Source organism: Providencia sp. TYF-12 (assembly GCF_041344805.1).
GTDB lineage: Bacteria > Pseudomonadota > Gammaproteobacteria > Enterobacterales > Enterobacteriaceae > Providencia > Providencia huashanensis.
In genome coordinates this window covers 763,957-789,458 of sequence record NZ_CP166833.1, presented here as the reverse complement: position 1 = coordinate 789,458, position 25,502 = coordinate 763,957, and the positions used below count along the sequence as shown (strand labels likewise).

Annotated in this window: 17 protein-coding genes and 2 pseudogenes; 14 read left to right on the top strand and 5 right to left on the bottom strand. The window is 43.4% G+C overall.

Going from position 1 to position 25,502, the window contains the following annotated elements; translation table 11 throughout:
- Positions 1-21: 21 nt before the first annotated feature.
- On the bottom strand, positions 22-1,407 hold the full coding sequence (gene radA, locus ABE954_RS03445; protein ID WP_042847009.1) for a DNA repair protein RadA: 1,386 nt from the start codon (positions 1,405-1,407) through the stop codon (positions 22-24).
- Positions 1,408-1,866: 459 nt separating this feature from the next.
- On the bottom strand, positions 1,867-2,844 hold the full coding sequence (serB, locus tag ABE954_RS03440) for a phosphoserine phosphatase (RefSeq protein WP_042847010.1): 978 nt from the start codon (positions 2,842-2,844) through the stop codon (positions 1,867-1,869).
- Between the two features lie 245 nt (positions 2,845-3,089).
- On the opposite strand from serB, the gene ABE954_RS03435 reads away from it, so the two are divergent.
- Entirely contained in the window at positions 3,090-3,845 is a 756-nt protein-coding gene (locus tag ABE954_RS03435; protein ID WP_042847011.1) for an AhpA/YtjB family protein, read from the top strand.
- Between the two features lie 9 nt (positions 3,846-3,854).
- Here the strand turns inward: ABE954_RS03435 and ABE954_RS03430 are convergent, their stop codons facing one another.
- Positions 3,855-4,637, bottom strand: a complete 783-nt coding sequence (locus ABE954_RS03430; protein ID WP_042847012.1) for an energy transducer TonB — start codon at positions 4,635-4,637, stop codon at positions 3,855-3,857.
- A 200-nt stretch (positions 4,638-4,837) separates the two neighbouring features.
- On the opposite strand from ABE954_RS03430, the gene ABE954_RS03425 reads away from it, so the two are divergent.
- From ABE954_RS03425 to ABE954_RS03385, 9 genes and pseudogenes are all read left to right on the top strand, one after another.
- Complete coding sequence (locus ABE954_RS03425) at positions 4,838-5,374, top strand: RNA polymerase sigma factor (protein WP_048608459.1); 537 nt, start codon at positions 4,838-4,840, stop codon at positions 5,372-5,374.
- Positions 5,374-6,360: a FecR domain-containing protein gene (locus ABE954_RS03420; protein WP_371025727.1), complete on the top strand. Its 987-nt coding sequence runs from the start codon at positions 5,374-5,376 to the stop codon at positions 6,358-6,360. The genes ABE954_RS03425 and ABE954_RS03420 overlap by 1 nt, the downstream gene beginning before the upstream one ends.
- 118 nt (positions 6,361-6,478) lie before the next feature.
- Complete coding sequence (locus ABE954_RS03415) at positions 6,479-9,250, top strand: secretin and TonB N-terminal domain-containing protein (RefSeq protein WP_206227084.1); 2,772 nt, start codon at positions 6,479-6,481, stop codon at positions 9,248-9,250.
- Positions 9,251-9,321: 71 nt separating this feature from the next.
- Positions 9,322-11,028: an ABC transporter ATP-binding protein/permease gene (locus ABE954_RS03410; protein ID WP_206227083.1), complete on the top strand. Its 1,707-nt coding sequence runs from the start codon at positions 9,322-9,324 to the stop codon at positions 11,026-11,028.
- On the top strand, positions 11,018-13,585 hold the full coding sequence (locus ABE954_RS03405) for a M16 family metallopeptidase (RefSeq protein ID WP_371025726.1): 2,568 nt from the start codon (positions 11,018-11,020) through the stop codon (positions 13,583-13,585). The genes ABE954_RS03410 and ABE954_RS03405 overlap by 11 nt, the downstream gene beginning before the upstream one ends.
- Before the next feature lie 105 nt (positions 13,586-13,690).
- A complete protein-coding gene (locus tag ABE954_RS03400) occupies positions 13,691-14,512 on the top strand; it encodes a TnsA endonuclease N-terminal domain-containing protein (RefSeq protein ID WP_001029679.1) in 822 nt (273 codons plus the stop codon).
- Positions 14,499-16,607, top strand: a complete 2,109-nt coding sequence (locus tag ABE954_RS03395) for a DDE-type integrase/transposase/recombinase (protein ID WP_000267723.1) — start codon at positions 14,499-14,501, stop codon at positions 16,605-16,607. Before ABE954_RS03400 ends, ABE954_RS03395 begins: the two co-directional genes overlap by 14 nt.
- On the top strand, positions 16,604-18,271 hold the full coding sequence (locus ABE954_RS03390) for an AAA family ATPase (protein WP_001276994.1): 1,668 nt from the start codon (positions 16,604-16,606) through the stop codon (positions 18,269-18,271). Before ABE954_RS03395 ends, ABE954_RS03390 begins: the two co-directional genes overlap by 4 nt.
- 2 nt (positions 18,272-18,273) lie before the next feature.
- Positions 18,274-18,885 (top strand): annotated as a pseudogene (locus ABE954_RS03385) (TniQ family protein); the annotation flags it as partial.
- A 188-nt stretch (positions 18,886-19,073) separates the two neighbouring features.
- Here the strand turns inward: ABE954_RS03385 and ABE954_RS03380 are convergent.
- Entirely contained in the window at positions 19,074-20,648 is a 1,575-nt protein-coding gene (locus ABE954_RS03380) for a PAS domain-containing methyl-accepting chemotaxis protein (RefSeq protein WP_071538080.1), read from the bottom strand.
- Positions 20,649-20,672: 24 nt separating this feature from the next.
- On the opposite strand from ABE954_RS03380, the gene ABE954_RS03375 reads away from it, so the two are divergent.
- The 3 genes from ABE954_RS03375 (at position 20,673) to ABE954_RS03365 (ending at position 24,242) form a co-directional block, all read left to right on the top strand.
- Positions 20,673-21,377, top strand: coding sequence for an IS6-like element IS26 family transposase (locus tag ABE954_RS03375; RefSeq protein WP_001067855.1), 705 nt, complete (start codon positions 20,673-20,675; stop codon positions 21,375-21,377).
- A gap of 449 nt (positions 21,378-21,826) precedes the next feature.
- Positions 21,827-23,302: an ABC-F type ribosomal protection protein Msr(E) gene (gene msr(E), locus ABE954_RS03370; RefSeq protein ID WP_000052512.1), complete on the top strand. Its 1,476-nt coding sequence runs from the start codon at positions 21,827-21,829 to the stop codon at positions 23,300-23,302.
- A gap of 55 nt (positions 23,303-23,357) precedes the next feature.
- Positions 23,358-24,242, top strand: a complete 885-nt coding sequence (locus tag ABE954_RS03365; RefSeq protein WP_000155092.1) for an Mph(E) family macrolide 2'-phosphotransferase — start codon at positions 23,358-23,360, stop codon at positions 24,240-24,242.
- Between the two features lie 189 nt (positions 24,243-24,431).
- On the opposite strand, the pseudogene ABE954_RS03360 reads toward ABE954_RS03365, so the two are convergent.
- A pseudogene (locus ABE954_RS03360) lies at positions 24,432-24,722 on the bottom strand (helix-turn-helix domain-containing protein); the annotation flags it as partial.
- 56 nt (positions 24,723-24,778) lie between these two features.
- Here ABE954_RS03360 and ABE954_RS03355 point away from each other — a divergent pair.
- Positions 24,779-25,483, top strand: coding sequence for an IS6-like element IS26 family transposase (locus ABE954_RS03355; protein ID WP_001067855.1), 705 nt, complete (start codon positions 24,779-24,781; stop codon positions 25,481-25,483).
- Positions 25,484-25,502: the final 19 nt, after the last annotated feature.

Sequence of the window (25,502 nt, the reverse complement as noted above, 5' to 3'; positions counted from 1 at the left end):
TTTTACTCTTAGTAATAAGCGTTATAGCTCATCTAAAATGCTGAGCGCATCCGCCAACTTTTTCACCCCGTAGACTTTCATGTCTGGCGGCGATTTTTTGGGCATATTAGCATGAGGCACAATCGCACGTTTAAAACCGTGTTTTGCCGCCTCAGAGATACGCTCTTGCCCGCTTGGAACCGGACGGATTTCCCCTGCTAGCCCAACTTCGCCAAACACCACAAGATCCCTAGGTAACGGCCGGTCTCGAAAACTTGAAACTAAAGAAAGCAATAACGCCAAATCAGCACTGGTCTCAGTCACTTTGACGCCACCCACCACATTCACAAAAACATCTTGGTCCGACATTTGTAAGCCACCATGACGGTGCAACACGGCCAGCAAAATCGCTAAGCGGTTTTGTTCAAGCCCGACAGCAACCCGACGTGGATTAGACATCATCGAATGGTCAACTAGGGCTTGGATCTCCACCAGCAATGGCCTCGTCCCTTCCCAGACCACCATAACGGAACTGCCAGAGGTCACTTCATCACCGCGACTTAAGAAAATTGCCGATGGGTTATTGACCTCTTTAAGCCCTTGCTCCGTCATAGCAAATACCCCGAGTTCATTAACGGCACCAAAACGGTTTTTATGGCTACGTAACGTGCGAAAACGGTTATCGGCATCACCATCAAGCATGATAGAACAGTCAATACAGTGCTCAAGGACTTTTGGCCCCGCAAGTGAACCATCCTTTGTGACATGGCCTACCATAATAATCGCAACACCGCGGGTTTTCGCAAAGCGAGTCAGATACGCGGCTGTTTCACGAACTTGCGCCACACTGCCCGGTGATGATTGGATATCGGCCATATGCATCACTTGGATGGAGTCTATTACCATTAGTTTCGGCTGTTCTTGTTCCGCGGTTAAACAAATTTGTTCAATACTGGTTTCGGATAGCATATTGAGCGAATCTGTTGGCAAACCAAGTCGATGCGCACGCATCGCCACTTGTTGCAATGACTCTTCCCCAGTGACATAGAGGGTTTTCATTTCACGTGAAAGCAAGCACATGGTTTGTAGCAATAATGTACTTTTACCCGCCCCCGGGTTCCCGCCAATTAAAATGGCACTACCCGGCACAACGCCTCCGCCTAGCACCCTATCAAATTCTTTAAAGCCTGTAGTAAAACGAGGAAGTTCTTCGAGGCTGATTTCAGATAATTTCTGAACCTTACTTACCCCAGCCGCATTCCCTGCATAGCCCGTTAAACGGTCATTACGCGATGAAGAGCTTGTTGAGGCCAGACGCACTTCTGTAATGGTATTCCATGCATGGCAAGCACTACACTGCCCTTGCCAACGTGGATAATCCGCCCCGCATTCATTACAGACAAACGCCCTTTTTACCCCTTTCGCCACAGCAAACTCCTCTTGATAATTAACTTAGTTTTAGATTATTGCTATCTCACAAACCATAAAATATCGATATCAATATTCAAAATAGTTCGGGTTGTGGCTAGGCGGCAAAAGAGGATGTCTTGGGGAGCATACAAAAGTATGTGACCCAAGCAGCCGAGTGCAGCCAACACCGCTACAGCGCAAACCATAAAATATCGATACCAATATTCAAAATAGTTCGGGTTGTGGCTAGGCGGCAAAAGAGGATGTCTTGGGGAGCATACAAAAGTATGTAACCCAAGCAGCCGAGTGCAGCCAACACCGCTACAGCGCAAACCATAAAATATAGATACCAACATTCAAAATAGTTCGGGTTGTGGCTAGGCGGCAAAAGAGGATGTCTTGGGGAGCATACAAAAGTATGTGACCCAAGCAGCCGAGTGCAGCCAACACCGCCACAGCACGAAATATAACGAATATTTAGCGTTCCTCGTGCTTCAAGCCCCCGCTCAACACACACATCACCCCCATGAGATCCGCGTGACGAATAGCCACCTTCGCCCTTGCATACACCTTTGGTTTCGCATGATATGCAATACCCAGCCCTGCTTTACGGATCATCTTCAAGTCATTTGCCCCGTCGCCGATTGCCACTGTTTGTTCGATAGGTATTTCCAGTTTTTCAGCTAGTTTGACCAACGTTTGGGCTTTATATTTTGCATCGACTATTGGCCCTTTGACTTTACCAGTCAGTTTGCCATTTTTAACTTCGAGCTGGTTAGCAACTGCGGCTGCGAGTTTTAACCGCTGCTGCAAATCATTAGCAAAGAAAGTGAACCCACCAGAAGCTATCGCAATATGCCAATTCATGGCTTGAAGTTTACGCACCAAATTAGTCAACCCTGGCATCAAAGGCAATGTTTCCAATACTTGGTCAAGAATTGACGCATCTGCACCTTCTAGTAAGCTAACGCGTGCGCGCAAGCTTTCGGTAAAATCTAGCTCCCCTTGCATTGCACGCTCTGTCACCTCTGCGACTTGCTCACCAACACCGGCTAAACGAGCAATTTCATCAATACATTCAATTTGAATGGCAGTTGAGTCCATATCCATCAATAACAGACCTGGTGAACGCAAACGTGGAATTTGCCCTAGCGGTACCACATCTAATAAACATTCATCAGCGAGCTTTTTAATCCTAGGGGTAATACTCCCAGCGATTCTGACAACTTGGTAATCATCAATACGCCATGAGGACACAATCACAATCGCGATCCCTAATCGCTGTTGGAAATTACTGATCCTAGCTTTATCTAATCCACGGCCATATAGTAGCCACCCACTGTCACCTGCACGGTAATCCAGAGGCATCACTTCTTCACCACTCAAAGAAAGTGGCAAACCGGGCCATTTTTGGATCTCGTCGGGTAAATAACAATAGGTCAAACTCGTTGACATGAAAATTAGCTCCTGTAATCGATGTAATCTTTATTTTAATGATGAGTTGCGAGTAGCCGAACGAAGCCACTATACTTAACGCCAACGCCTTAGTTTTTGCGCCGATTAACTATGTATACTATTTAAATCTTATATACCGCTGCAATTTATACCTTAAATCACTCATTTTAGGTAGTGAAGTGCCGCTAACAATACGATAACCTGAAGTATGACGGATATACTGACAAAGAGCATCAACTAACCAAATGAAACAAACTTTTAGGCTACATAAAACAGTCATTATTGTTATCTGCATTGCGCTGGTAACCTTACTTATGCATGGTGTTTCATATTTGGGTAATAGCCAAAACCAAAACCGAATTGAACAGTTTAAACAATTGACCTACGTGCTCGCAGAACAAGTCGCTTTCAGCTTATCCGATTATATTGTCCCCGGCAGCAAAGATTTTAATTTAGACCGAATTAATGCCAATTTAAATAACATTGCAAAAGATAAGTATATTTTAGATGCCAGCATCTACACTGCCAATGGCGTTCTTGTGACACAAGTCGGCGAACCTGCCACCGTAAAAGAACGGCTAGCTATCGATGGCAATTCATCACTACAAAACTTTCAATATCAATTAGTTGTACCAATCCAAGGGGCAAAAGAGCCAAAGGGCTATTTGCGTTTAACTATCGATACCGAGTTACTTTCTGCTGAAATTCAGCAAGCAGATAACAGTACGAATGTATTAAGGATTTTTATTCTGTTCGCTTTATGTATCGGTTTTGTTTTAGCCAATACATTATTGCGTTTAAAGAAAAAGAAAGGCCACAAACAGCCACCGCCATTAGTGGTAAATACTGAAGATAACCCTGAAGAAAACGAACCTGATGACCTTACTAGCAAAACAACAATAAAACCTAAACCAGCCCGTCTGAGACGAAAAAAAGAACCTAGGCCTTACCGTCCAAAGCGGCCTGCCCCCAAAAGCAAGCCTCCTCAGGCCGATAAATAACTGTTAATTTTAAATCGAAGTAGTATCAAACACGATTGGTGCAACAAATTCGACTCGCCCATCCACCAACAGTGTTTCTGGTGGCATAGGGAAAGGTGCTGCACGTGAAATTGTGGCTAAGGCTTCTTTGTCCAATATTTTAGTTCCCGATGAATTAAATAAACTGGCAGTAATAACCTCACCTTTACTGTCCACAACCACTTTTACCTGAGAAACCCCAGTTGAACGGAAACGCAGGGCCGCACGTGGGTAACGTTTTGACTTTGCAATACGCTGATGGACTTCACTCTGCCAGCCTTGGTGACCGCTTAGTGCAGCAGAGGCATTACTGGAAAAATTTGCCCGACTACTCGCTTCACTCCCCGACGCGGGAGCAGAGGTTACTGTAGACTCTTGATCTGCAGTAGGAACCTCTTCAAGCACTTTTTTCTCTTGTACTGTTTTCTTTTTCGGTGGGCGCTTTTTCTCACTAACTTTGGTTAACGTCCCATTATCTACGATGGCAGTTTCTGGTAATTTTTCCGTTTTTTCAACTACCTCTGGCAAGACTTCTTCATGCGTTGTGACTTGCTGCTTTGGCGCATGGTTAACCTCAGGCTCAGCCTGCTGCTCTAACTGGTATACCCCGAGTTGTAGTGAAATTGCAGGTGGCAATACCCCTGTTTTCGGGATTGAAGTAGTAAACCATCCGATGAAAATGACTGCCAGTGTTCCATGGAAAAGACAACTTAAAAACAAACCGCCCAGTGGACGGAAAATCGGGCGCTCGAACTTGCCCGTCATACTGCTCATATTCTGCCTCACGACTTTATTTTTTGTTAATTATAGGCATAATACAAACAAAAATGATATTCATTATTATTAGTAAAAACACAGTCTGAAAAATAACCCATTGATTTAATTACAAAAGTAATCTGAGCAGATTATTAATCAGCACAATTCATCGGTCCCCACTCCTTGTTTGTGCATTTTATGATATTAACACCAGCAAAATGACTATTGATAAATCCCTTGCCCGCAAAATTAGCGGAGCATATCAGTCAACATATAGCCAGCTTGTGCGCTTTTTCCGCAATCGGCTAGATAACAGCAATGATGCTGATGATTTATCACAGGATGTGTTTACACTATGGCTTAATCGCAAAGAAAAAACACCAGTAAAAGAGAGCCGAGCTTACCTATTTAAAATTGCTAATCATGTTTTAATTGATCACTGGCGACGCAACCAACGTCAAACGACATCAGAAACCCCCATTGATGAAGTCATACATGAATTCAATCTTGAACAAAGGCAAGCTGATCCCAGTGAAATTCTGGAACATCAGCAACGTATCCAGCTGTTAAGTGACGCTCTCGAAACATTACCCCCTCGCCGACGAGAAGCTTTTTTACTTTATCGTTTTGATGGGTTATCTCAAAGTGAGATTGCTGAGCGAATGGAAATTTCAATCAGTATGGTGGAAAAACATATTGCGGCAGCACTAGTTCATTGTAAAAAACACCTTGATAATCAGGGCAATAACCCGTAATGACACATAATTCTTTGCAAACATCAGATGATGCAAACCGTATTGATGAGGAAGCGGCGCTGTGGTTTACTCGCATACACAGCCAACGCATCAGCGCACTTGAAACCGAGCAATTTAAGCAATGGCTCGCGGCTTCGTCTGAACATGCCAAAGCTTATGATGCGATTGCCGCTGTTTGGCGGGAGTTTGACATGCTCCCCCGCCCTGCCAGTGTCGAATTTACAGAGAAAAAACGCCCCTTTTTTCGCCTTTGGCGCCCTTTGGGGAATACCTTAGCGGCTTTTTTTATTGCTGCTGTTCTATTCTTACCCTACAGCCACCTGCCTTCAATGTTACTTAATAACATGACTTTAGTCGCTACAGACTCCCCTAAAGAAGTCACATTACCAGATGGCTCCCAGTTATTTCTTAACCGTAATACCCGTATTCATGTGGCCTACGAAACCCCAGTCCGTAATATTTTACTTGAAAAGGGAAACGTTTATTTTAAAGTAAAATCAAACCCTTACCGCCCATTCATTATCCAAGCGGATAAAAGACGCATTCAAGTCGTTGGCACTGAATTTGAAGTCAATAAAGTCGCACAGCAAGTTTCAGTGAATGTTAGCCAAGGCATTGTCAGCTTTGAAAATACTGACAATGGCCAGCCTATTTTTTTACTGGCGGGGGATAGCGCCGTTAGCCCTACGCCAAATAGCCAAATTACGCGCCAACATATTGACGCGTTAGAAGTTGCCCGCTGGCGTTTTGGTGAATTGGTATTTGTCGATAAACCGCTATCTGAGGTACTTGATGAATTAAGTGGCTATTCGTCAGCCCATGTCGAGCTTTCGCCAGCAAGTTTAGCCAAGAGTAAAATCTCTGGTCGTATTAATTTGCGCCACCCTGAACAGTTCTTTCAAGCTCTCCCATCATTATTACCCGTACAAGTCGTGTATCAAGATAAAAATAACATATTGATTATTCAGAATAAAAAAAATAAATGAAAAATATTTTCATTTGCAGGTGAGGATAATTCTCATTTCACCCTCTTCTTAAGTAGTCATTCTTTTAATGACGCATTTTTCGCACACTTTTTGTGCAGCTTAAGAATAAGGGATATCTATGTCAATTCAGTTTACTCAAAGCCGATTAAGGCCGCTCGCTCTTGCTGTCGCAGTGAGTAGTGCCATTGTTTGTCAATCAGCTTCTGCGCAAGAACTTACCTTCTCTTTGCCAGAGCAACCCCTTGCTAAGTCTGTTGCTGAAATTAGCCGCCAAGGGCAAATCCAGTTGCTATATGATAAGAGCCAACTTAATGGCCTACGAGCACCTGCATTATCGGGCGACTACTCCGCACAAACCGCATTACAAAAAATACTTATCGGTAGCGGCTTAGAACTTGTCAATGAAAATGGTGTTTTTGTTATCCACCAGCAGAATTTAAACCAAGGCACATTGGTTTTACCGGAAACCCAAGTGTCTGGTGTGATACAAAACCACCCTGCGACCGATGTTATGTCAGCACCGCAATATGTGACTTCTGAAGAAATTAGCCAAAAAAATACGGGCGATGGCAATATCACCGATTTAATGAAGACTAATCCAGCAGTGCAATTTGCCAACAATGACAGTAATTCAATGAACCAAGGGGAAATCAAACCTTCCCGTATCTCAATCCACGGCTCAAGCAGCTACCAAAACGCCTATCGCCTTGATGGAGTAAGCTTTAACAACGATTTTGACCCCGCGGACAATGGTCTTGGTGAAACCTCAACCCGTTTGAGCAGTAGCGACCAAGGGATCTACATCGATAGCCGTCTTATCGACAGTATGACGGTGTATGACAATAACATTCCTGTCGAATTTGGTGGATTTACGGGGGGAACGGTAGAAGTAAATAGCCGCCGCTGGCAAGGGGAAAATAGCGCTCACGCGTATTATCGCTTAACCCGCTCCGGTTGGAACAACCTTTTCCACGATTCCACTCAAGGTATTGATACATCAAAAAATGACACATCCAATCCTGCTCGTTTCCAAAATCGCTATGATAAAAGTGACTTTGGTGGCTGGTTTGAAGCGGGTGTAACCGATAATTCAGGTATCGTATTTTCTGCCTCTCGCCGTAGTTCTACTATTCCAATGACTGTCGTTGGTGGTGAAGCTTATGTGCTTGAAAATAACCAAATCGTACCTTTTGACGGTTTTTACGGTAAAAAAAACCAGCGCCGTATCTCTGATAACTACTTTTTAAAATATTCGATAGATTTATCAGAGAAGAGTTCATTAGATTTGTCTGCCAATTATGCTAATTACGATAGCCGCCTCTTTTCATCAACGATTGCCAATTCAGGATATGACTCAACCCATGATGGGCTTGGCTTCACTGCTGTGTACAAACAAAAATTTGACCTCGGCCAGCTTGAAGTTACCGCAAGTACACAAGACCTGAAAGATGATCGTAAAAATGATCAAAAATACTCTCTAACAATACGTGCATTCGATGACAACTGGAACATGGTTGAACAAAACAGTGGCGGTTTAGGAGACTTGGAATCAAAACAAAAAACTCACGGCTTAAAAACCGTGATGCGCTTTGATCCTAAAGAAGATGCTTTAGGTTTAACTCATACTTCCACTTTAGGGGCTGAGGCGAATTATACCAAAGGGACTTATGTCCGAGATCGTGATTATTTCCGTTATACCTATACCGGAGAGATTGGGCTAGACAACATGTACTCAGGGTACCTTAGCAACATAACGCGTTTCCGCCAAGGCTCATATTCTGCAGATTATACCAACTATGCCATTTTTCTTGATGACAGTATTCAATATGGCAAATTAACGCTACGTCCTGGAGTTCGTCTCGATCGTGATGATTTTGTAAACCGTACCAATATTGCTCCTCGTTTAAGTGGGATCTACGATGTCTTTGGGGATGGCAAAACCCAAATTATTGCGGGGGCTAACCGTTATTATGGCCGCTCAATGCTGACTTATGCGCTATATGGTGCACAGAATGACGGTATGCAAAACTGTATGGCATATAGCGAATCAATGGCTTGTTCTCTAAATCCAAACAAAAATGATTGGGATAACCAAAAAGATTATGAGGGGCTGGAGTCATTAAAAACACCGTATAACGATGAACTTACTCTTGCATTACAACAAGATATTTTATCCACCACATGGCGTTTACAATATGTGCATCGTGAAGGTTATGATGAAGTCAGAAACCGTACCAAGTATGACAATCCCCGAGATCCAAATACACGCAGTATCCGTACTTTTGATAATGGCGGTCGCAGCTCACACGACACCGTAACCCTTTCCGTTAATAATAGCCAACCTTGGGAATGGGCTGATGCGTCTCATGTTATGACAGCGTCTTTCACATGGCAGCAAACAGAAAGTAATACGCCAAAAGATGCGGGTTACAGCTCATATGACCCTAGCAATCGCGTTAACCTCGATAAAGTCTCTTACAACGGCAAAATTATCGATGCATCAAAATTACCGTCTACCAGTTTTAACTCACCAATTAAACTTAATCTAGAGATGACCAGTGTTTGGGATGACTACGACGTCACTTGGTACAACCGGCTGCAATGGTGGGGATCTCGCTCTCAAGCCGTTCGCTATGACAATGCGTACGATTTTGACCCTGAATATGGTCAAGTTCGTAAATACACCAAACAACACTTCGCAAGTAAATACACATGGGATACTCGTCTAGGCTGGAAACCTGACTTCGCTTACGGTTTTGGCGTTTCAGTTGAAGTCAACAACGTATTGAATAATAGAAATATATCAGATCGCTTTACATACGATAACCGTGTCATTAAAGCCTATGAGCCGGGTCGTCAATTCTGGTTACAAGTGAATTATGATTTTTAAGTCATAGCTGCAATGTGAGCAATTAACACAATATTAATCATTAAATTAAAACAACAAATGAATAAAACGTCATGAAGACACTGAAACAATTTTTCTATTTAGTTAAACCTTTTTGGGGGCAGCGTGCTGCCCTTTTGTGCTGGATACTCCTGTTTGCCTCACTTGGGCTCACACTGTCCTCAGTTTGGTTCAACGTCAAAATGAATATGTGGAATGGGGACTTTTATAACGCCCTACAAAAACTCGACGGCCAAGCGCTGTATGGTTTATTGCAATACTTCGTGATCTTAGTCAGTGGACTAATTTTTGTCGTCGTGATGGGTAACTACCTAAAGCAAATGTTAATTATCCGTTGGCGCAAAGGCATGACCGAGCAAATACTTAGCCGTTGGTTGTCACCGAACAGTAAACACTACCTACTAAGACTAACATCCCAAGAGCCCGATAACCCAGACCAACGTATCGCCGAAGATATTCGTTTACTGATTGAATCGACATTAAATTTAGTAGTGACATTCCTCCACTCAATGTTAACGCTGATTTCATTTGCTGCGATTCTTTGGACATTGTCTGGCAGCCTATCGTTTAATTTTGCCGATAGCGACTGGACCCTACCCGGCTATATGTTCTGGGCATGTATTATTTATACCCTAATTGGTATCGCGCTTACTCAATGGATTGGTTTTCCACTACGCCGTTTACATATGGATAAACAACGCCGTGAAGCCGATTACCGTAGTGCATTAATTAATTGTCGCCAACATGGCGATGCCATCGCAGGGCAACGTGGTGAGACCCAAGATAGAAAAGAACTGATGGGGCGCTTTGGTGAAATTATTAGTAACTGGAACCGCCTGATCCGCTGCGAACGAAACTTATCTTTCTACACTGTTGGTTACCAACAAGTCACCGCTTTAGCACCTGTATTACTCGCTCTTCCTAAATTCCTTGCGGGTGAAATTATGTTGGGTGGCTTAATGCAGCTACGCCAAGCGTTTACCAGTGTTGCCACTTCACTCGGTTGGTTTATTTTTGCCTATAAAGAAATCGCAGCATGGCAGGCAACGGTCTCCCGTTTATATAATTTTGTTGTTTTATTGGAAAACGATAACAAGGCTATAGTGACTCTCGACGAAAAATCGCCACCACTGCAGGCTAAATTATCAGTTTCTACCGCAGACAACCGCTGCTTAATTAATTCTGTGAATATAACTGCCAAGCAAGGCGAATTAACCTTGATTAGTGGCCGTTCCGGTATTGGTAAATCGACTTTATTACGTACACTTAGCGGACATTGGCCATTTTTTAACGGTACCATTACCCGAACAGAGCAAGTTATGTGGGTTCCACAGCGCCTTTATCTGCCCATAAGTCGTTTGGATAACCTACTGGCTTACCCTAAAACGACATCTCAATTCAGTCAGCAAGATTTTCAATATGCGTTAACTTTAGTTGGCTTAGAAAAACTGCATCATCAACTAGCACTCGAAACCGATTGGAATAACCGTTTATCTGGTGGGGAACAACAGCGGATTATGTTTGCGCGTTTATTGCTCAACCGACCAAAACTACTTTTATTAGATGAAACAACCTCGGCCCTTGATGACAACAGTGCTTTAGAGCTAATCGCCCTATTAAAAGCAGAGTTGCATGACAGTGCCATTGTCTTAGTAAGCCATCAAAGCTTTGTTGCTCAGTTTGCAGAACAACAACTGCATCTCACCGAACCTGTGAGTAAAGACCTTTTGAATACAGGAACACCTGAATATGCTTCATAAAATAGCCCTCACCATAATAGCCAGCCTAACGGTTATCGGTTGTGTATCCACCAACCCAACTTCAAACAACCGCTTACCAGTGCGCAATGACCTTCAGCACTATCAGCTTGAGAATGGACTGCAAGTTTACCTTCTACAACGTAATCAACCGGGCGTTGAGCTGCGTTTATTAGTCGGCAGTGGCTCATTACAAGAAAATGAACAGCAGCTTGGCCTTGCGCACTTTACTGAACATATGGCCTTTAAAGGCACCAAACACTTCCCGGGCACGACCGGTTTCAAGCAGCTTGAGCACCAAGGGTTAAAACTTGGTAGTCATGTTAATGCGATCACCAGTTTAAATTCCACGCTATATAAATTATCACTACCAGAAGCCTCGACAGCACAAGTTGCCATTGGCTTACAAGTAATGGCAGATTGGGCGTCAAATATGACATTTGACCAAGATGCTTTTGAAAAAGAACGTCCAGTGATTATCGAAGAATGGCGTTTACGTCAAGGAATGGGCTATCGCATCAACGATAGTTTAGAAAAATTACGTTACCACGGTAGCCGTTACGCTGAACGCAACCCCATTGGTTCATTAGATATCGTACGCAATGCACCGATTGAGCAAGCGAAAAACTATTATCAAACATGGTATCAACCTCAACGAATGTCGCTATTAATTATTGGTGATTTTAATAGTTCATCAATACGCAATCAGGTTGATAATTTATTTGCACTCCCTAAACCCGAAAAAGTGGCAGAAGATAACCCACAATGGAAACAATTCGCCCATTCAACCAATATGTTAGTGCAAGGAGTGTTTGATAAAGAGCAAGGGGCGCGTTATGTGCAATTTGCGTTACAAAAGGATGTCAGCGCACCGCTAAATACGCGCTTAGGACAATCCGAAGATTTACTAGATAACCTCTGGTTAGCCATTTTAAATCAACGCTTTTCCGTCATAGTCGATAATGGCATCTTGCCCTCCATTAGTATCAATGAGCAAGGGTCGATGCTGGATAACCGACGCCTTCAACAGTTGATGATTATTCATCCAAAGGGTAACGATTACATCGGGGCAACCCAACTGTTATTCACTGAATTGCAGCGCTTAGCCACAGAGCCTGTAACTCCTGAAGAACTGGAAACGGCCAAACAAGCCATGCTGAAAAAATTCAGCCTGCAAGCGGCTTCAGAGCAACGTTATAGCAATGAATATATAGCAGGGCAACTGACAACGGCACTTGAATACGACATGCCAATGTGGAATAAACGCCAGCAGTTAGATAACAGCTACCAGTTGATAAAATCTGTCAAACCGCAGGACTTACAACAACATGTCGCTAAGTTCCTACAAACTGCCTCCCCGCGTTTAGCATTAATTGGCCCCGATACTGATGCCACGACAATGGACAAATCGGCATTTAATCAGCAATGGGTTAAAATACGCCAAAGCACACCAGGACCATTTACGTTGCGCTCCAAAGCGATTCAATTACAGCTACCTCAAGTTCCCAAAGGTGATATTGTTGAGCAATCTAAGCTGCCCGTTGAAAAAACAGAACATTGGACATTAAGCAATGGCATTCAGGTAATTGTTAAGGCAGATAAAAACCTGAAAGATGATATTCAGTTTAATTTGCAGCTTCCGGGAGGGCGTTCTTTAGAAACGGCTCAAACTTCGGGGTTAACTGATTGGGCGTTGAAGCTGCCAGAAAGCAGTGGCTACGGTAACTACAGTGCTCGTGATTTGGCTTTATTTGCTAAACAAAACCAAATTTCTCTGCGCCCTTATAGTGAATTACTGACTCACGGTTTTCGTGGTAAAGCGCCAGCTGATAACTTAGAAACCGCATTGCAATTGTTGCATTTAAAATTAACCGCACCGCAATTTAGCGGTGAGAAATTAGAACAACAAAAACAATCCTTAACATTGAACCTATCCAAAACCCCCGTAGAACGTACTTTCCTCGATAATATTAATCAAGAAAGCTATCACCACGGCGAACTATTAGTCATCAAACCACAAGGAAGCTGGCAACAATTTACGGCGCAACAGTTACAAAAAACCAACCGCCAACTAGTGACCTCTACAGCAGATATGACGTTGGTTATCTCAGGGGCCATAAACAGTCGTGACCTCAAACCAATATTAGAAAAGTGGTTAGCGTCTCTCCCTGCGAGCGACCAAAAACTAAAATCTCGTGACCAAGGCATCATGCCAAAAATGGCCAGTTTTAATAAAACTTATCCCATCAGTAGTAGTGATAAAAGCATGGTCAGCATTCAATTCGCCTCACCTGCGATGTGGTCACAGCAAGACCAACTTGCAATACAACTGATTGATACGATTGTTAGTCAGCGTTTACGTGGTGAGTTAAGAGAAAAAGCCAGTGGTATCTATGCGCTCGGTTTTTCACAAATGTTAGCGAAAAAACCACAGCCTTATTACCTTGCTCGCTTGAATTTCACCACCTCTCCAGAACGTGCTGAGGAAATGACGCAAATTGCCCAAAAAACGATTGGGCAAATTCGTCAAATGTGGGCGGACAATAAAGTCTTAAACTGAACAAAATAGATCTAAACTATGACAATAAAGTCTTAAACTAGACAGAATAGTTGTAAACTGAAATCAGTCCAGTTATGCTGTGAAAAAGCATACTGGACTTTTGTTATGGCTAAAGCAAACTCTTCATTTTCTGAAGTGCAAATTGCCCGTCGTATTAAAGAGGGGCGTGGCCAAGGGCATGGTAAAGACTATATTCCATGGCTAACAGTACAAGAAGTTCCTTCTTCAGGTCGTTCCCACCGTATTTATTCTCATAAGACGGGACGAGTCCATCATTTGCTATCTGACTTAGAGCTTGCTGTTTTTCTCAGTCTTGAGTGGGAGAGCAGCGTGCTAGATATACGCGAGCAGTTCCCCTTATTACCTAGTGATACCAGGCAGATTGCAATAGATAGTGGTATTAAGCATCCTGTTATTCGTGGTGTAGATCAGGTTATGTCTACTGATTTTTTAGTGGACTGCAAAGATGGTCCTTTTGAGCAGTTTGCTATTCAAGTCAAACCTGCAGCAGCCTTACAAGACGAGCGTACCTTAGAAAAACTAGAACTAGAGCGTCGCTATTGGCAGCAAAAGCAAATTCCTTGGTTCATTTTTACTGATAAAGAAATAAATCCCGTAGTAAAAGAAAATATTGAATGGCTTTATTCAGTGAAAACAGAAGAAGTTTCTGCGGAGCTTTTAGCACAACTATCCCCATTGGCCCATATCCTGCAAGAAAAAGGAGATGAAAACATTATCAATGTCTGTAAGCAGGTTGATATTGCTTATGATTTGGAGTTAGGCAAAACATTGAGTGAGATACGAGCCTTAACCGCAAATGGTTTTATTAAGTTCAATATTTATAAGTCTTTCAGGGCAAATAAGTGTGCAGATCTCTGTATTAGCCAAGTAGTGAATATGGAGGAGTTGCGCTATGTGGCAAATTAATGAGGTTGTGCTATTTGATAATGATCCGTATCGCATTTTGGCTATAGAGGATGGCCAAGTTGTCTGGATGCAAATAAGCGCTGATAAAGGAGTTCCACAAGCTAGGGCTGAGTTGTTGCTAATGCAGTATTTAGATGAAGGCCGCTTAGTTAGAACTGATGACCCTTATGTACATCTTGATTTAGAAGAGCCGTCTGTAGATTCTGTCAGCTTCCAGAAGCGCGAGGAGGATTATCGAAAAATTCTTCCTATTATTAATAGTAAGGATCGTTTCGACCCTAAAGTCAGAAGCGAACTCGTTGAGCATGTGGTCCAAGAACATAAGGTTACTAAGGCTACAGTTTATAAGTTGTTACGCCGTTACTGGCAGCGTGGTCAAACGCCTAATGCATTAATTCCTGACTACAAAAACAGCGGTGCACCAGGGGAAAGACGTTCAGCGACAGGAACAGCAAAGATTGGCCGAGCCAGAGAATATGGTAAGGGTGAAGGAACCAAGGTAACGCCCGAGATTGAACGCCTTTTTAGGTTGACCATAGAAAAGCACCTGTTAAATCAAAAAGGTACAAAGACCACCGTTGCCTATAGACGATTTGTGGACTTGTTTGCTCAGTATTTTCCTCGCATTCCCCAAGAGGATTACCCAACACTACGTCAGTTTCGTTATTTTTATGATCGAGAATACCCTAAAGCTCAGCGCTTAAAGTCTAGAGTTAAAGCAGGGGTATATAAAAAAGACGTACGACCCTTAAGTAGTACAGCCACTTCTCAGGCGTTAGGCCCTGGGAGTCGTTATGAGATTGATGCCACGATTGCTGATATTTATTTAGTGGATCATCATGATCGCCAAAAAATCATAGGAAGACCAACGCTTTACATTGTGATTGATGTGTTTAGTCGGATGATCACGGGCTTTTATATCGGCTTTGAAAATCCGTCTTATGTGGTGGCGATGCAGGCTTTTGTAAATGCTTGCTCTGACAAAACGGCCATTTGTGCCCAGCATGATATTGAGATTAGTAGCTCAGACTGGCCGTGTGTAGGTTTGCCAGATGTGTTGCTAGCGGACCGTGGCGAATTAATGAGTCATCAGGTCGAAGCCTTAGTTTCTAGTTTTAATGTGCGAGTGGAAAGTGCTCCACCTAGACGTGGCGATGCTAAAGGCATAGTGGAAAGCACTTTTAGAACACTACAAGCCGAGTTTAAGTCCTTTGCACCTGGCATTGTAGAGGGCAGTCGGATCAAAAGCCATGGTGAAACAGACTATAGGTTAGATGCATCTCTGTCGGTATTTGAGTTCACACAAATTATTTTGCGTACGATCTTATTCAGAAATAACCATCTGGTGATGGATAAATACGATCGAGATGCTGATTTTCCTACAGATTTACCGTCTATTCCTGTCCAGCTATGGCAATGGGGTATGCAGCATCGTACAGGTAGTTTAAGGGCTGTGGAGCAAGAGCAGTTGCGAGTAGCGTTACTGCCTCGCCGAAAGGTCTCTATTTCTTCATTTGGCGTTAATTTGTGGGGTTTGTATTACTCGGGGTCAGAGATTCTGCGTGAGGGTTGGTTGCAGCGGAGCACTGATATAGCTAGACCTCAACATTTAGAAGCGGCTTATGACCCAGTGCTGGTTGATACGATTTATTTGTTTCCGCAAGTTGGCAGCCGTGTATTTTGGCGCTGTAATCTGACGGAACGTAGTCGGCAGTTTAAAGGTCTCTCATTTTGGGAGGTTTGGGATATACAAGCACAAGAAAAACACAATAAAGCCAATGCGAAGCAGGATGAGTTAACTAAACGCAGGGAGCTTGAGGCGTTTATTCAGCAAACCATTCAGAAAGCGAATAAGTTAACGCCCAGTACTACTGAGCCCAAATCAACACGCATTAAGCAGATTAAAACTAATAAAAAAGAAGCCGTGACCTCGGAGCGTAAAAAACGTGCGGAGCATTTGAAGCCAAGCTCTTCAGGTGATGAGGCTAAAGTTATTCCTTTCAACGCAGTGGAAGCGGATGATCAAGAAGATTACAGCCTACCCACATACGTGCCTGAATTATTTCAGGATCCACCAGAAAAGGATGAGTCATGAGTGCTACCCGGATTCAAGCAGTTTATCGTGATACGGGGGTAGAGGCTTATCGTGATAATCCTTTTATCGAGGCCTTACCACCATTACAAGAGTCAGTGAATAGTGCTGCATCACTGAAATCCTCTTTACAGCTTACTTCCTCTGACTTGCAAAAGTCCCGTGTTATCAGAGCTCATACCATTTGTCGTATTCCAGATGACTATTTTCAGCCATTAGGTACGCATTTGCTACTAAGTGAGCGTATTTCGGTCATGATTCGAGGTGGCTACGTAGGCAGAAATCCTAAAACAGGAGATTTACAAAAGCATTTACAAAATGGTTATGAGCGTGTTCAAACGGGAGAGTTGGAGACATTTCGCTTTGAGGAGGCACGATCTACGGCACAAAGCTTATTGTTAATTGGTTGTTCTGGTAGTGGGAAGACGACCTCTCTTCATCGTATTCTAGCCACGTATCCTCAGGTGATTTACCATCGTGAACTCAATGTAGAGCAGGTGGTGTATTTGAAAATAGACTGCTCGCATAATGGTTCGCTAAAAGAAATCTGCTTGAATTTTTTCAGAGCGTTGGATCGAGCCTTGGGCTCGAACTATGAGCGTCGTTATGGCTTAAAACGTCATGGTATAGAAACCATGTTGGCTTTGATGTCGCAAATAGCCAATGCACATGCTTTAGGGTTGTTGGTTATTGATGAAATTCAGCATTTAAGCCGCTCTCGTTCGGGTGGATCTCAAGAGATGCTGAACTTTTTTGTGACGATGGTGAATATTATTGGCGTACCAGTGATGTTGATTGGTACCCCTAAAGCACGAGAGATTTTTGAGGCTGATTTGCGGTCTGCACGTAGAGGGGCAGGGTTTGGAGCTATATTCTGGGATCCTATACAACAAACGCAACGTGGAAAGCCCAATCAAGAGTGGATCGCTTTTACGGATAATCTTTGGCAATTACAGCTTTTACAACGCAAAGATGCGCTGTTATCGGATGAGGTCCGTGATGTGTGGTATGAGCTAAGCCAAGGAGTGATGGACATTGTAGTAAAACTTTTTGTACTCGCTCAGCTCCGTGCGCTAGCTTTAGGCAATGAGCGTATTACCGCTGGTTTATTGCGGCAAGTGTATCAAGATGAGTTAAAGCCTGTGCACCCCATGCTAGAGGCATTACGCTCGGGTATCCCAGAACGCATTGCTCGTTATTCTGATCTAGTCGTTCCCGAGATTGATAAACGGTTAATCCAACTTCAGCTAGATATCGCAGCGATACAAGAACAAACACCAGAAGAAAAAGCCCTTCAAGAGTTAGATACCGAAGATCAGCGTCATTTATATCTGATGCTGAAAGAGGATTACGATTCAAGCCTGTTAATTCCCACTATTAAAAAAGCGTTTAGCCAGAATCCAACGATGACAAGACAAAAGTTACTGCCTCTTGTTTTGCAGTGGTTGATGGAAGGCGAAACGGTAGTGTCAGAACTAGAAAAGCCCTCCAAGAGTAAAAAGGTTTCGGCTATAAAGGTAGTCAAGCCCAGCGACTGGGATAGCTTGCCTGATACGGATTTACGTTATATCTATTCACAACGCCAACCTGAAAAAACCATGCATGAACGGTTAAAAGGGAAAGGGGTAATAGTGGATATGGCGAGCTTATTTAAACAAGCAGGTTAGCCATGAGAAACTTTCCTGTTCCGTACTCGAATGAGCTGATTTATAGCACTATTGCACGGGCAGGCGTTTATCAAGGGATTGTTAGTCCTAAGCAGCTGTTGGATGAGGTGTATGGCAACCGCAAGGTGGTCGCTACCTTAGGTCTGCCCTCGCATTTAGGTGTGATAGCAAGACATCTACATCAAACAGGACGTTACGCTGTTCAGCAGCTTATTTATGAGCATACCTTATTCCCTTTATATGCTCCGTTTGTAGGCAAGGAGCGCCGAGACGAAGCTATTCGGTTAATGGAGTACAAAGCGCAAGGTGCGGTGCATTTAATGCTAGGAGTCGCTGCTTCTAGAGTTAAGAGCGATAACCGCTTTAGATACTGCCCTGATTGCGTTGCTCTTCAGCTAAATAGGTATGGGGAAGCCTTTTGGCAACGAGATTGGTATTTGCCCGCTTTGCCATATTGTCCAAAACACGGTGCTTTAGTCTTCTTTGATAGAGCTGTAGATGATCACCGACATCAATTTTGGGCTTTGGGTCATACTGAGCTGCTTTCAGACTACCCCAAAGACTCCCTATCTCAATTAACAGCACTAGCTGCTTATATAGCCCCTCTGTTAGAGGGGGAACCGCAGAATTCGGAAAAAATCGTACGCTAAGCTAACGGTGTTCTCGTGACAGCTCTTTGACTAGGCTTTCTAAGGCCATTCTGATAGCCCTGACTTCCTGAAAAGCCATGGCTAAAATTTGTGCGGCTAAAAGGGATAACCGATGGTAAAGTAAGTTATCCCTGTCGAGATACTGAAAAGCGTTATCCTCGTTTTTCCCAAAACTGTTTTGCCAGTTCGCTCAGAGCGCTAGTTAACTGAGCGACAGATTTCGCACTTTGCAAATTATTCTGCCCGGTCTGTACATTGGTATCAGCAGCATCGCGTATATTGATAATACTGCGGTTTATGTCTTCACTTACTGCTCCCTGCTGCTCGACCGCAGTCGCTATTTGCGCGTTCATGTCGGTAATTTCGTTAACGCGTTGGCCAATTCCATCAAGAGCTGTAGCTGCTTCCTCTGCGTGAGCTACACTCGTGTGCGCTTGCCGACTACTTTGCTCCATGACTGTAACAGCGGATTGCGCTCGCTCTTGTAGAGCGCTGATCATGCTTTGAATATCCGTTGTCGATTGCTGTGTGCGAGCAGCAAGACTGCGAACCTCATCGGCGACAACAGCAAAACCACGCCCCTGCTCACCAGCACGCGCGGCCTCAATTGCTGCGTTGAGTGCCAACAAATTCGTTTGCTCGGCGATCCCTCGTATAACGTCAAGAACTTTTGATATCTCGTTACTTTGACCTTCAAGCTCATGAATAACCTGAGTGGCTTGCCTAATTTCACCTTCAAGGGCAGTGATTGACTGGCTTGTGTGGGCTACCAGACGCTGGCCAGATGCCGTCTCAGTGTCTGCTCTTCCGGCCGCATCTGCAGCATGCTGTGCATTGCTCGCAACCTCTTGAATGCTTGCCACCATTTGGTTTACTGCCGTTGCTATTTGATCTGTCTCTGCCTGCTGCTCAACTGTAAGTACATTGCTTGACTCAATATCCTTTAGTAGGCCTCGGGTGTGTTCGCTAAGCCGATTTGATGCATCACCTATGCGACCTACTATGGCGCCTGTTTCAGCTTGCATCATTCGTAAAGCAAACTCTATTTGGCCAAACTCATCGGTGCGCCCAGTGTAGAGGGATTGACTTAATGGGTTATTGGAAATATTCCTGGCTCTTTCAACCAGTCTTCCAAGAGGAGAGAGAATAGCCAAAACACTAACAGAGCTTAAGCTTCCTGACATTAAAGTGGCTAACAATAAGCTGCTTATTGATGTATCAGTAAGCATGCCGGCAGCCATTGCGCTTGATATAATACTACCCCATATGAGCAAGAGTATTTTCACGGAAAAGCTAGCAGCCAATTTCGGCCTCGCGGCCTTCCCGCTTCTCAATTGAGCATATAATTTTTCCGCAGCCAAAACCTGCTCAGGTTCAGGCTTGGTCCTTACAGACTGGTATTCAACAATCGAACCATTCTTAGCTATTGGCGTTACATAAGCACTTACCCAATAGTGGTCGCCATTTTTACAGCGATTTTTTACTAGCCCCATCCATGAGCGGCCAGATTTTAATGTACTCCACATATGCTCAAATGCAGCAGGCGGCATATCTGGGTGTCTTACGATGTTGTGAGGCTGGCCTAATAGTTCTTCCTCAGTGAAACCACTGATTTTAATGAAGTCAGGATTAACGTACGTGATATGGCTTTGAGGGGAGGTAGTCGAAAGAATATTGGCATCTTTTGGGGCACTGTTGCAAATAGTCGGTGGTGATAAACTTATCATCCCCTTTTGCTGATGGAGCTGCACATGAACCCATTCAAAGGCCGGCATTTTCAGCGTGACATCATTCTGTGGGCCGTACGCTGGTACTGCAAATACGGCATCAGTTACCGTGAGCTGCAGGAGATGCTGGCTGAACGCGGAGTGAATGTCGATCACTCCACGATTTACCGCTGGGTTCAGCGTTATGCGCCTGAAATGGAAAAACGGCTGCGCTGGTACTGGCGTAACCCTTCCGATCTTTGCCCGTGGCACATGGATGAAACCTACGTGAAGGTCAATGGCCGCTGGGCGTATCTGTACCGGGCCGTCGACAGCCGGGGCCGCACTGTCGATTTTTATCTCTCCTCCCGTCGTAACAGCAAAGCTGCATACCGGTTTCTGGGTAAAATCCTCAACAACGTGAAGAAGTGGCAGATCCCGCGATTCATCAACACGGATAAAGCGCCCGCCTATGGTCGCGCGCTTGCTCTGCTCAAACGCGAAGGCCGGTGCCCGTCTGACGTTGAACACCGACAGATTAAGTACCGGAACAACGTGATTGAATGCGATCATGGCAAACTGAAACGGATAATCGGCGCCACGCTGGGATTTAAATCCATGAAGACGGCTTACGCCACCATCAAAGGTATTGAGGTGATGCGTGCACTACGCAAAGGCCAGGCCTCAGCATTTTATTATGGTGATCCCCTGGGCGAAATGCGCCTGGTAAGCAGAGTTTTTGAAATGTAAGGCCTTTGAATAAGACAAAAGGCTGCCTCATCGCTAACTTTGCAACAGTGCCTAAAATAAGCCTTATATCCAAGCATAAAACAAGGTTGTCTAGACTTCTTTTAACAGTAAAGTTATCATAAAACTGAATTTTATTTTTTAGGTAAGTTTATGCATTCTATCCGCATTCGTTAAGACACAACTATTTGCATAGTGACACTATTTTATAATGGTGGGCTTTTGTTGTGTCTTTAAGAATATATGCGGATATATAAAGTAAAAGTATGCTTAATTTATAAGTATGCTTTTAGTGCATAGTTTCCAGTTATAACTTAATTGACTAGCTATTTGTCCACCCTGTGGATGAATAGCTTTTTTTTTGGGAGGACACTGTGATGCTAGCTTTTGTTTTCACCTAAATCCTGTTTGCTGCATAAAAAATTTCAAGAGCTAAACAGGAGTAAATAAAAATGAGTTTAATTATTAAAGCGAGAAACATACGCTTGGATTATGCTGGGCGTGATGTTTTGGATATTGATGAATTGGAAATTCACTCTTATGACCGTATTGGTCTTGTGGGTGATAACGGAGCAGGAAAGAGTAGTTTACTCAAAGTACTTAATGGCGAAATTGTTTTAGCCGAAGCGACATTACAGCGTTTTGGTGATTTTGCACATATCAGCCAACTGGGCGGAATCGAAATAGAAACGGTCGAAGACCGGGCAATGTTATCTCGCCTTGGTGTTTCCAATGTACAAAACGACACAATGAGTGGCGGAGAGGAAACTCGTGCAAAAATTGCTGCCGCATTTTCCCAACAAGTACATGGCATTCTAGCGGATGAACCAACCAGCCACCTTGATCTCAATGGAATAGATCTACTTATTGGTCAACTTAAAGCATTTGATGGAGCATTACTTGTTATCAGTCATGACCGATATTTTCTTGATATGGTTGTAGACAAGATATGGGAGTTAAAAGACGGTAAAATTACGGAATATTGGGGTGGTTACTCGGATTACTTGCGTCAAAAAGAAGAAGAGCGACAACACCAAGCCGTAGAATATGAGCTGATGATGAAGGAACGGGAGCGATTAGAATCTGCTGTGCAAGAAAAACGCCAGCAAGCTAATCGATTAGACAATAAGAAAAAAGGAGAAAAATCCAAAAACTCTACCGAAAGTGCTGGACGACTTGGGCATGCAAAAATGACTGGCACCAAGCAAAGAAAACTGTATCAGGCAGCTAAGAGTATGGAAAAGCGTTTGGCTGCATTAGAAGATATTCAAGCACCAGAGCATTTGCGTTCTATTCGTTTTCGTCAAAGTTCAGCCCTAGAACTGCACAATAAGTTCCCGATTACGGCAGATGGTCTGAGCTTAAAATTTGGTAGCCGTACTATCTTTGATGACGCTAACTTTATAATACCGCTTGGCGCTAAAGTCGCTATAACTGGATCGAATGGAACAGGGAAAACGTCCTTGTTAAAAATGATATCAGAACGTGCTGATGGATTAACCATATCTCCAAAAGCTGAAATTGGCTACTTTACACAAACAGGATATAAATTTAACACGCATAAATCTGTGCTCTCCTTTATGCAGGAAGAGTGCGAGTACACAGTTGCGGAAATTCGTGCAGTATTGGCTTCAATGGGGATCGGAGCGAATGATATTCAAAAAAACTTATCCGACTTATCGGGAGGTGAAATCATCAAACTGCTTTTATCCAAAATGCTTTTAGGAAAATATAATATTTTGCTTATGGATGAACCAGGAAACTATCTTGACCTAAAAAGTATTGCCGCATTAGAAACAATGATGAAGTCCTATGCAGGAACTATTATCTTCGTATCTCATGACAAGCAATTGGTCGATAATATTGCTGACATTATCTACGAGATCAAAGACCACAAAATCATCAAGACTTTTGAGAGAGATTGTTAATGATAGCCAATCTAATCCGAACATTAATTATTGAACTCTTTAAAGGAAATTAAAAATGACAATTCAAGATATTCAATCACTTGCTGAAGCACACGGCTTGTTGCTTACGGACAAAATGAATTTCAATGAAATGGGCATTGATTTTAAGGTCGTTTTTGCTCTTGATACAAAGGGGCAACAATGGTTGCTGCGTATTCCTCGTCGTGATGGCATGAGGGAACAAATCAAGAAAGAAAAACGCATTTTAGAATTGGTAAAAAAACATCTTTCTGTAGAGGTTCCTGATTGGAGAATTTCATCTACAGAATTAGTGGCTTATCCCATACTTAAAGATAATCCTGTTTTAAATTTGGATGCTGAAACCTATGAAATAATTTGGAATATGGACAAAGATAGCCCGAAATACATAACATCTTTGGCAAAAACCTTATTTGAAATCCATAGTATTCCTGAAAAAGAAGTTCGGGAAAATGATTTGAAAATTATGAAACCTTCAGATTTAAGACCTGAAATAGCAAACAATTTGCAGTTAGTAAAATCTGAAATTGGTATAAGTGAGCAATTGGAAACCCGCTACAGAAAATGGTTGGATAATGATGTTCTATGGGCAGATTTCACCCAATTTATACATGGCGATTTATATGCTGGGCATGTACTAGCTTCAAAGGATGGAGCTGTTTCAGGCGTTATTGATTGGTCAACAGCCCATATAGATGACCCAGCGATTGATTTTGCTGGGCATGTAACTTTGTTTGGAGAAGAAAGCCTCAAAACTCTAATCATCGAGTATGAAAAACTAGGGGGTAAAGTTTGGAATAAACTATATGAACAGACTTTAGAAAGAGCAGCGGCCTCTCCTTTGATGTATGGTTTATTTGCCTTAGAAACTCAAAATGAAAGCCTTATCGTTGGAGCAAAAGCTCAGTTGGGAGTTATATAATTTAAAAATATGATTGCTGAGAACTGCCTTGTTTTGAAACTTGGTTGGCTTTAATTAGTTTTTAGTATTCTTTATAGAAAATGCCTCGATCAAGGGGCATTTCTAACAATCATTTAACATAAAATTTCTTATGTGAAGTAACCTGAATGCAGCGGTGCCCCATTGGGGGCGCGTTGAGATAAGCCTCTTTTAGATAACTTTAGCAACTCGATAGACAGTTGCAACTCCACAATTCACTGCTTTGGCAATTTCTTCCTTAGTCATATTGCCAACTACTAGCAATTCTTTTATTCGTTTATGTTTAGCCTCATTTGCCTTCTTGCCTGTTGGTTTGTAACCCGAACGTGCCAGGCCCTGCTTAATACGTTCTATACGTTTCTCATTGTCTAGGCGGGCCATTGTTGCCAGAAGATCAATCAACATATTGTTGATGAGTTCCAAGATTGAATGAGTAATGCTGTCACTGGTTTGAAGGCACTGTTGCAAATAGTCGGTGGTGATAAACTTATCATCCCCTTTTGCTGATGGAGCTGCACATGAACCCATTCAAAGGCCGGCATTTTCAGCGTGACATCATTCTGTGGGCCGTACGCTGGTACTGCAAATACGGCATCAGTTACCGTGAGCTGCAGGAGATGCTGGCTGAACGCGGAGTGAATGTCGATCACTCCACGATTTACCGCTGGGTTCAGCGTTATGCGCCTGAAATGGAAAAACGGCTGCGCTGGTACTGGCGTAACCCTTCCGATCTTTGCCCGTGGCACATGGATGAAACCTACGTGAAGGTCAATGGCCGCTGGGCGTATCTGTACCGGGCCGTCGACAGCCGGGGCCGCACTGTCGATTTTTATCTCTCCTCCCGTCGTAACAGCAAAGCTGCATACCGGTTTCTGGGTAAAATCCTCAACAACGTGAAGAAGTGGCAGATCCCGCGATTCATCAACACGGATAAAGCGCCCGCCTATGGTCGCGCGCTTGCTCTGCTCAAACGCGAAGGCCGGTGCCCGTCTGACGTTGAACACCGACAGATTAAGTACCGGAACAACGTGATTGAATGCGATCATGGCAAACTGAAACGGATAATCGGCGCCACGCTGGGATTTAAATCCATGAAGACGGCTTACGCCACCATCAAAGGTATTGAGGTGATGCGTGCACTACGCAAAGGCCAGGCCTCAGCATTTTATTATGGTGATCCCCTGGGCGAAATGCGCCTGGTAAGCAGAGTTTTTGAAATGTAAGGCCTTTGAATAAGACAAA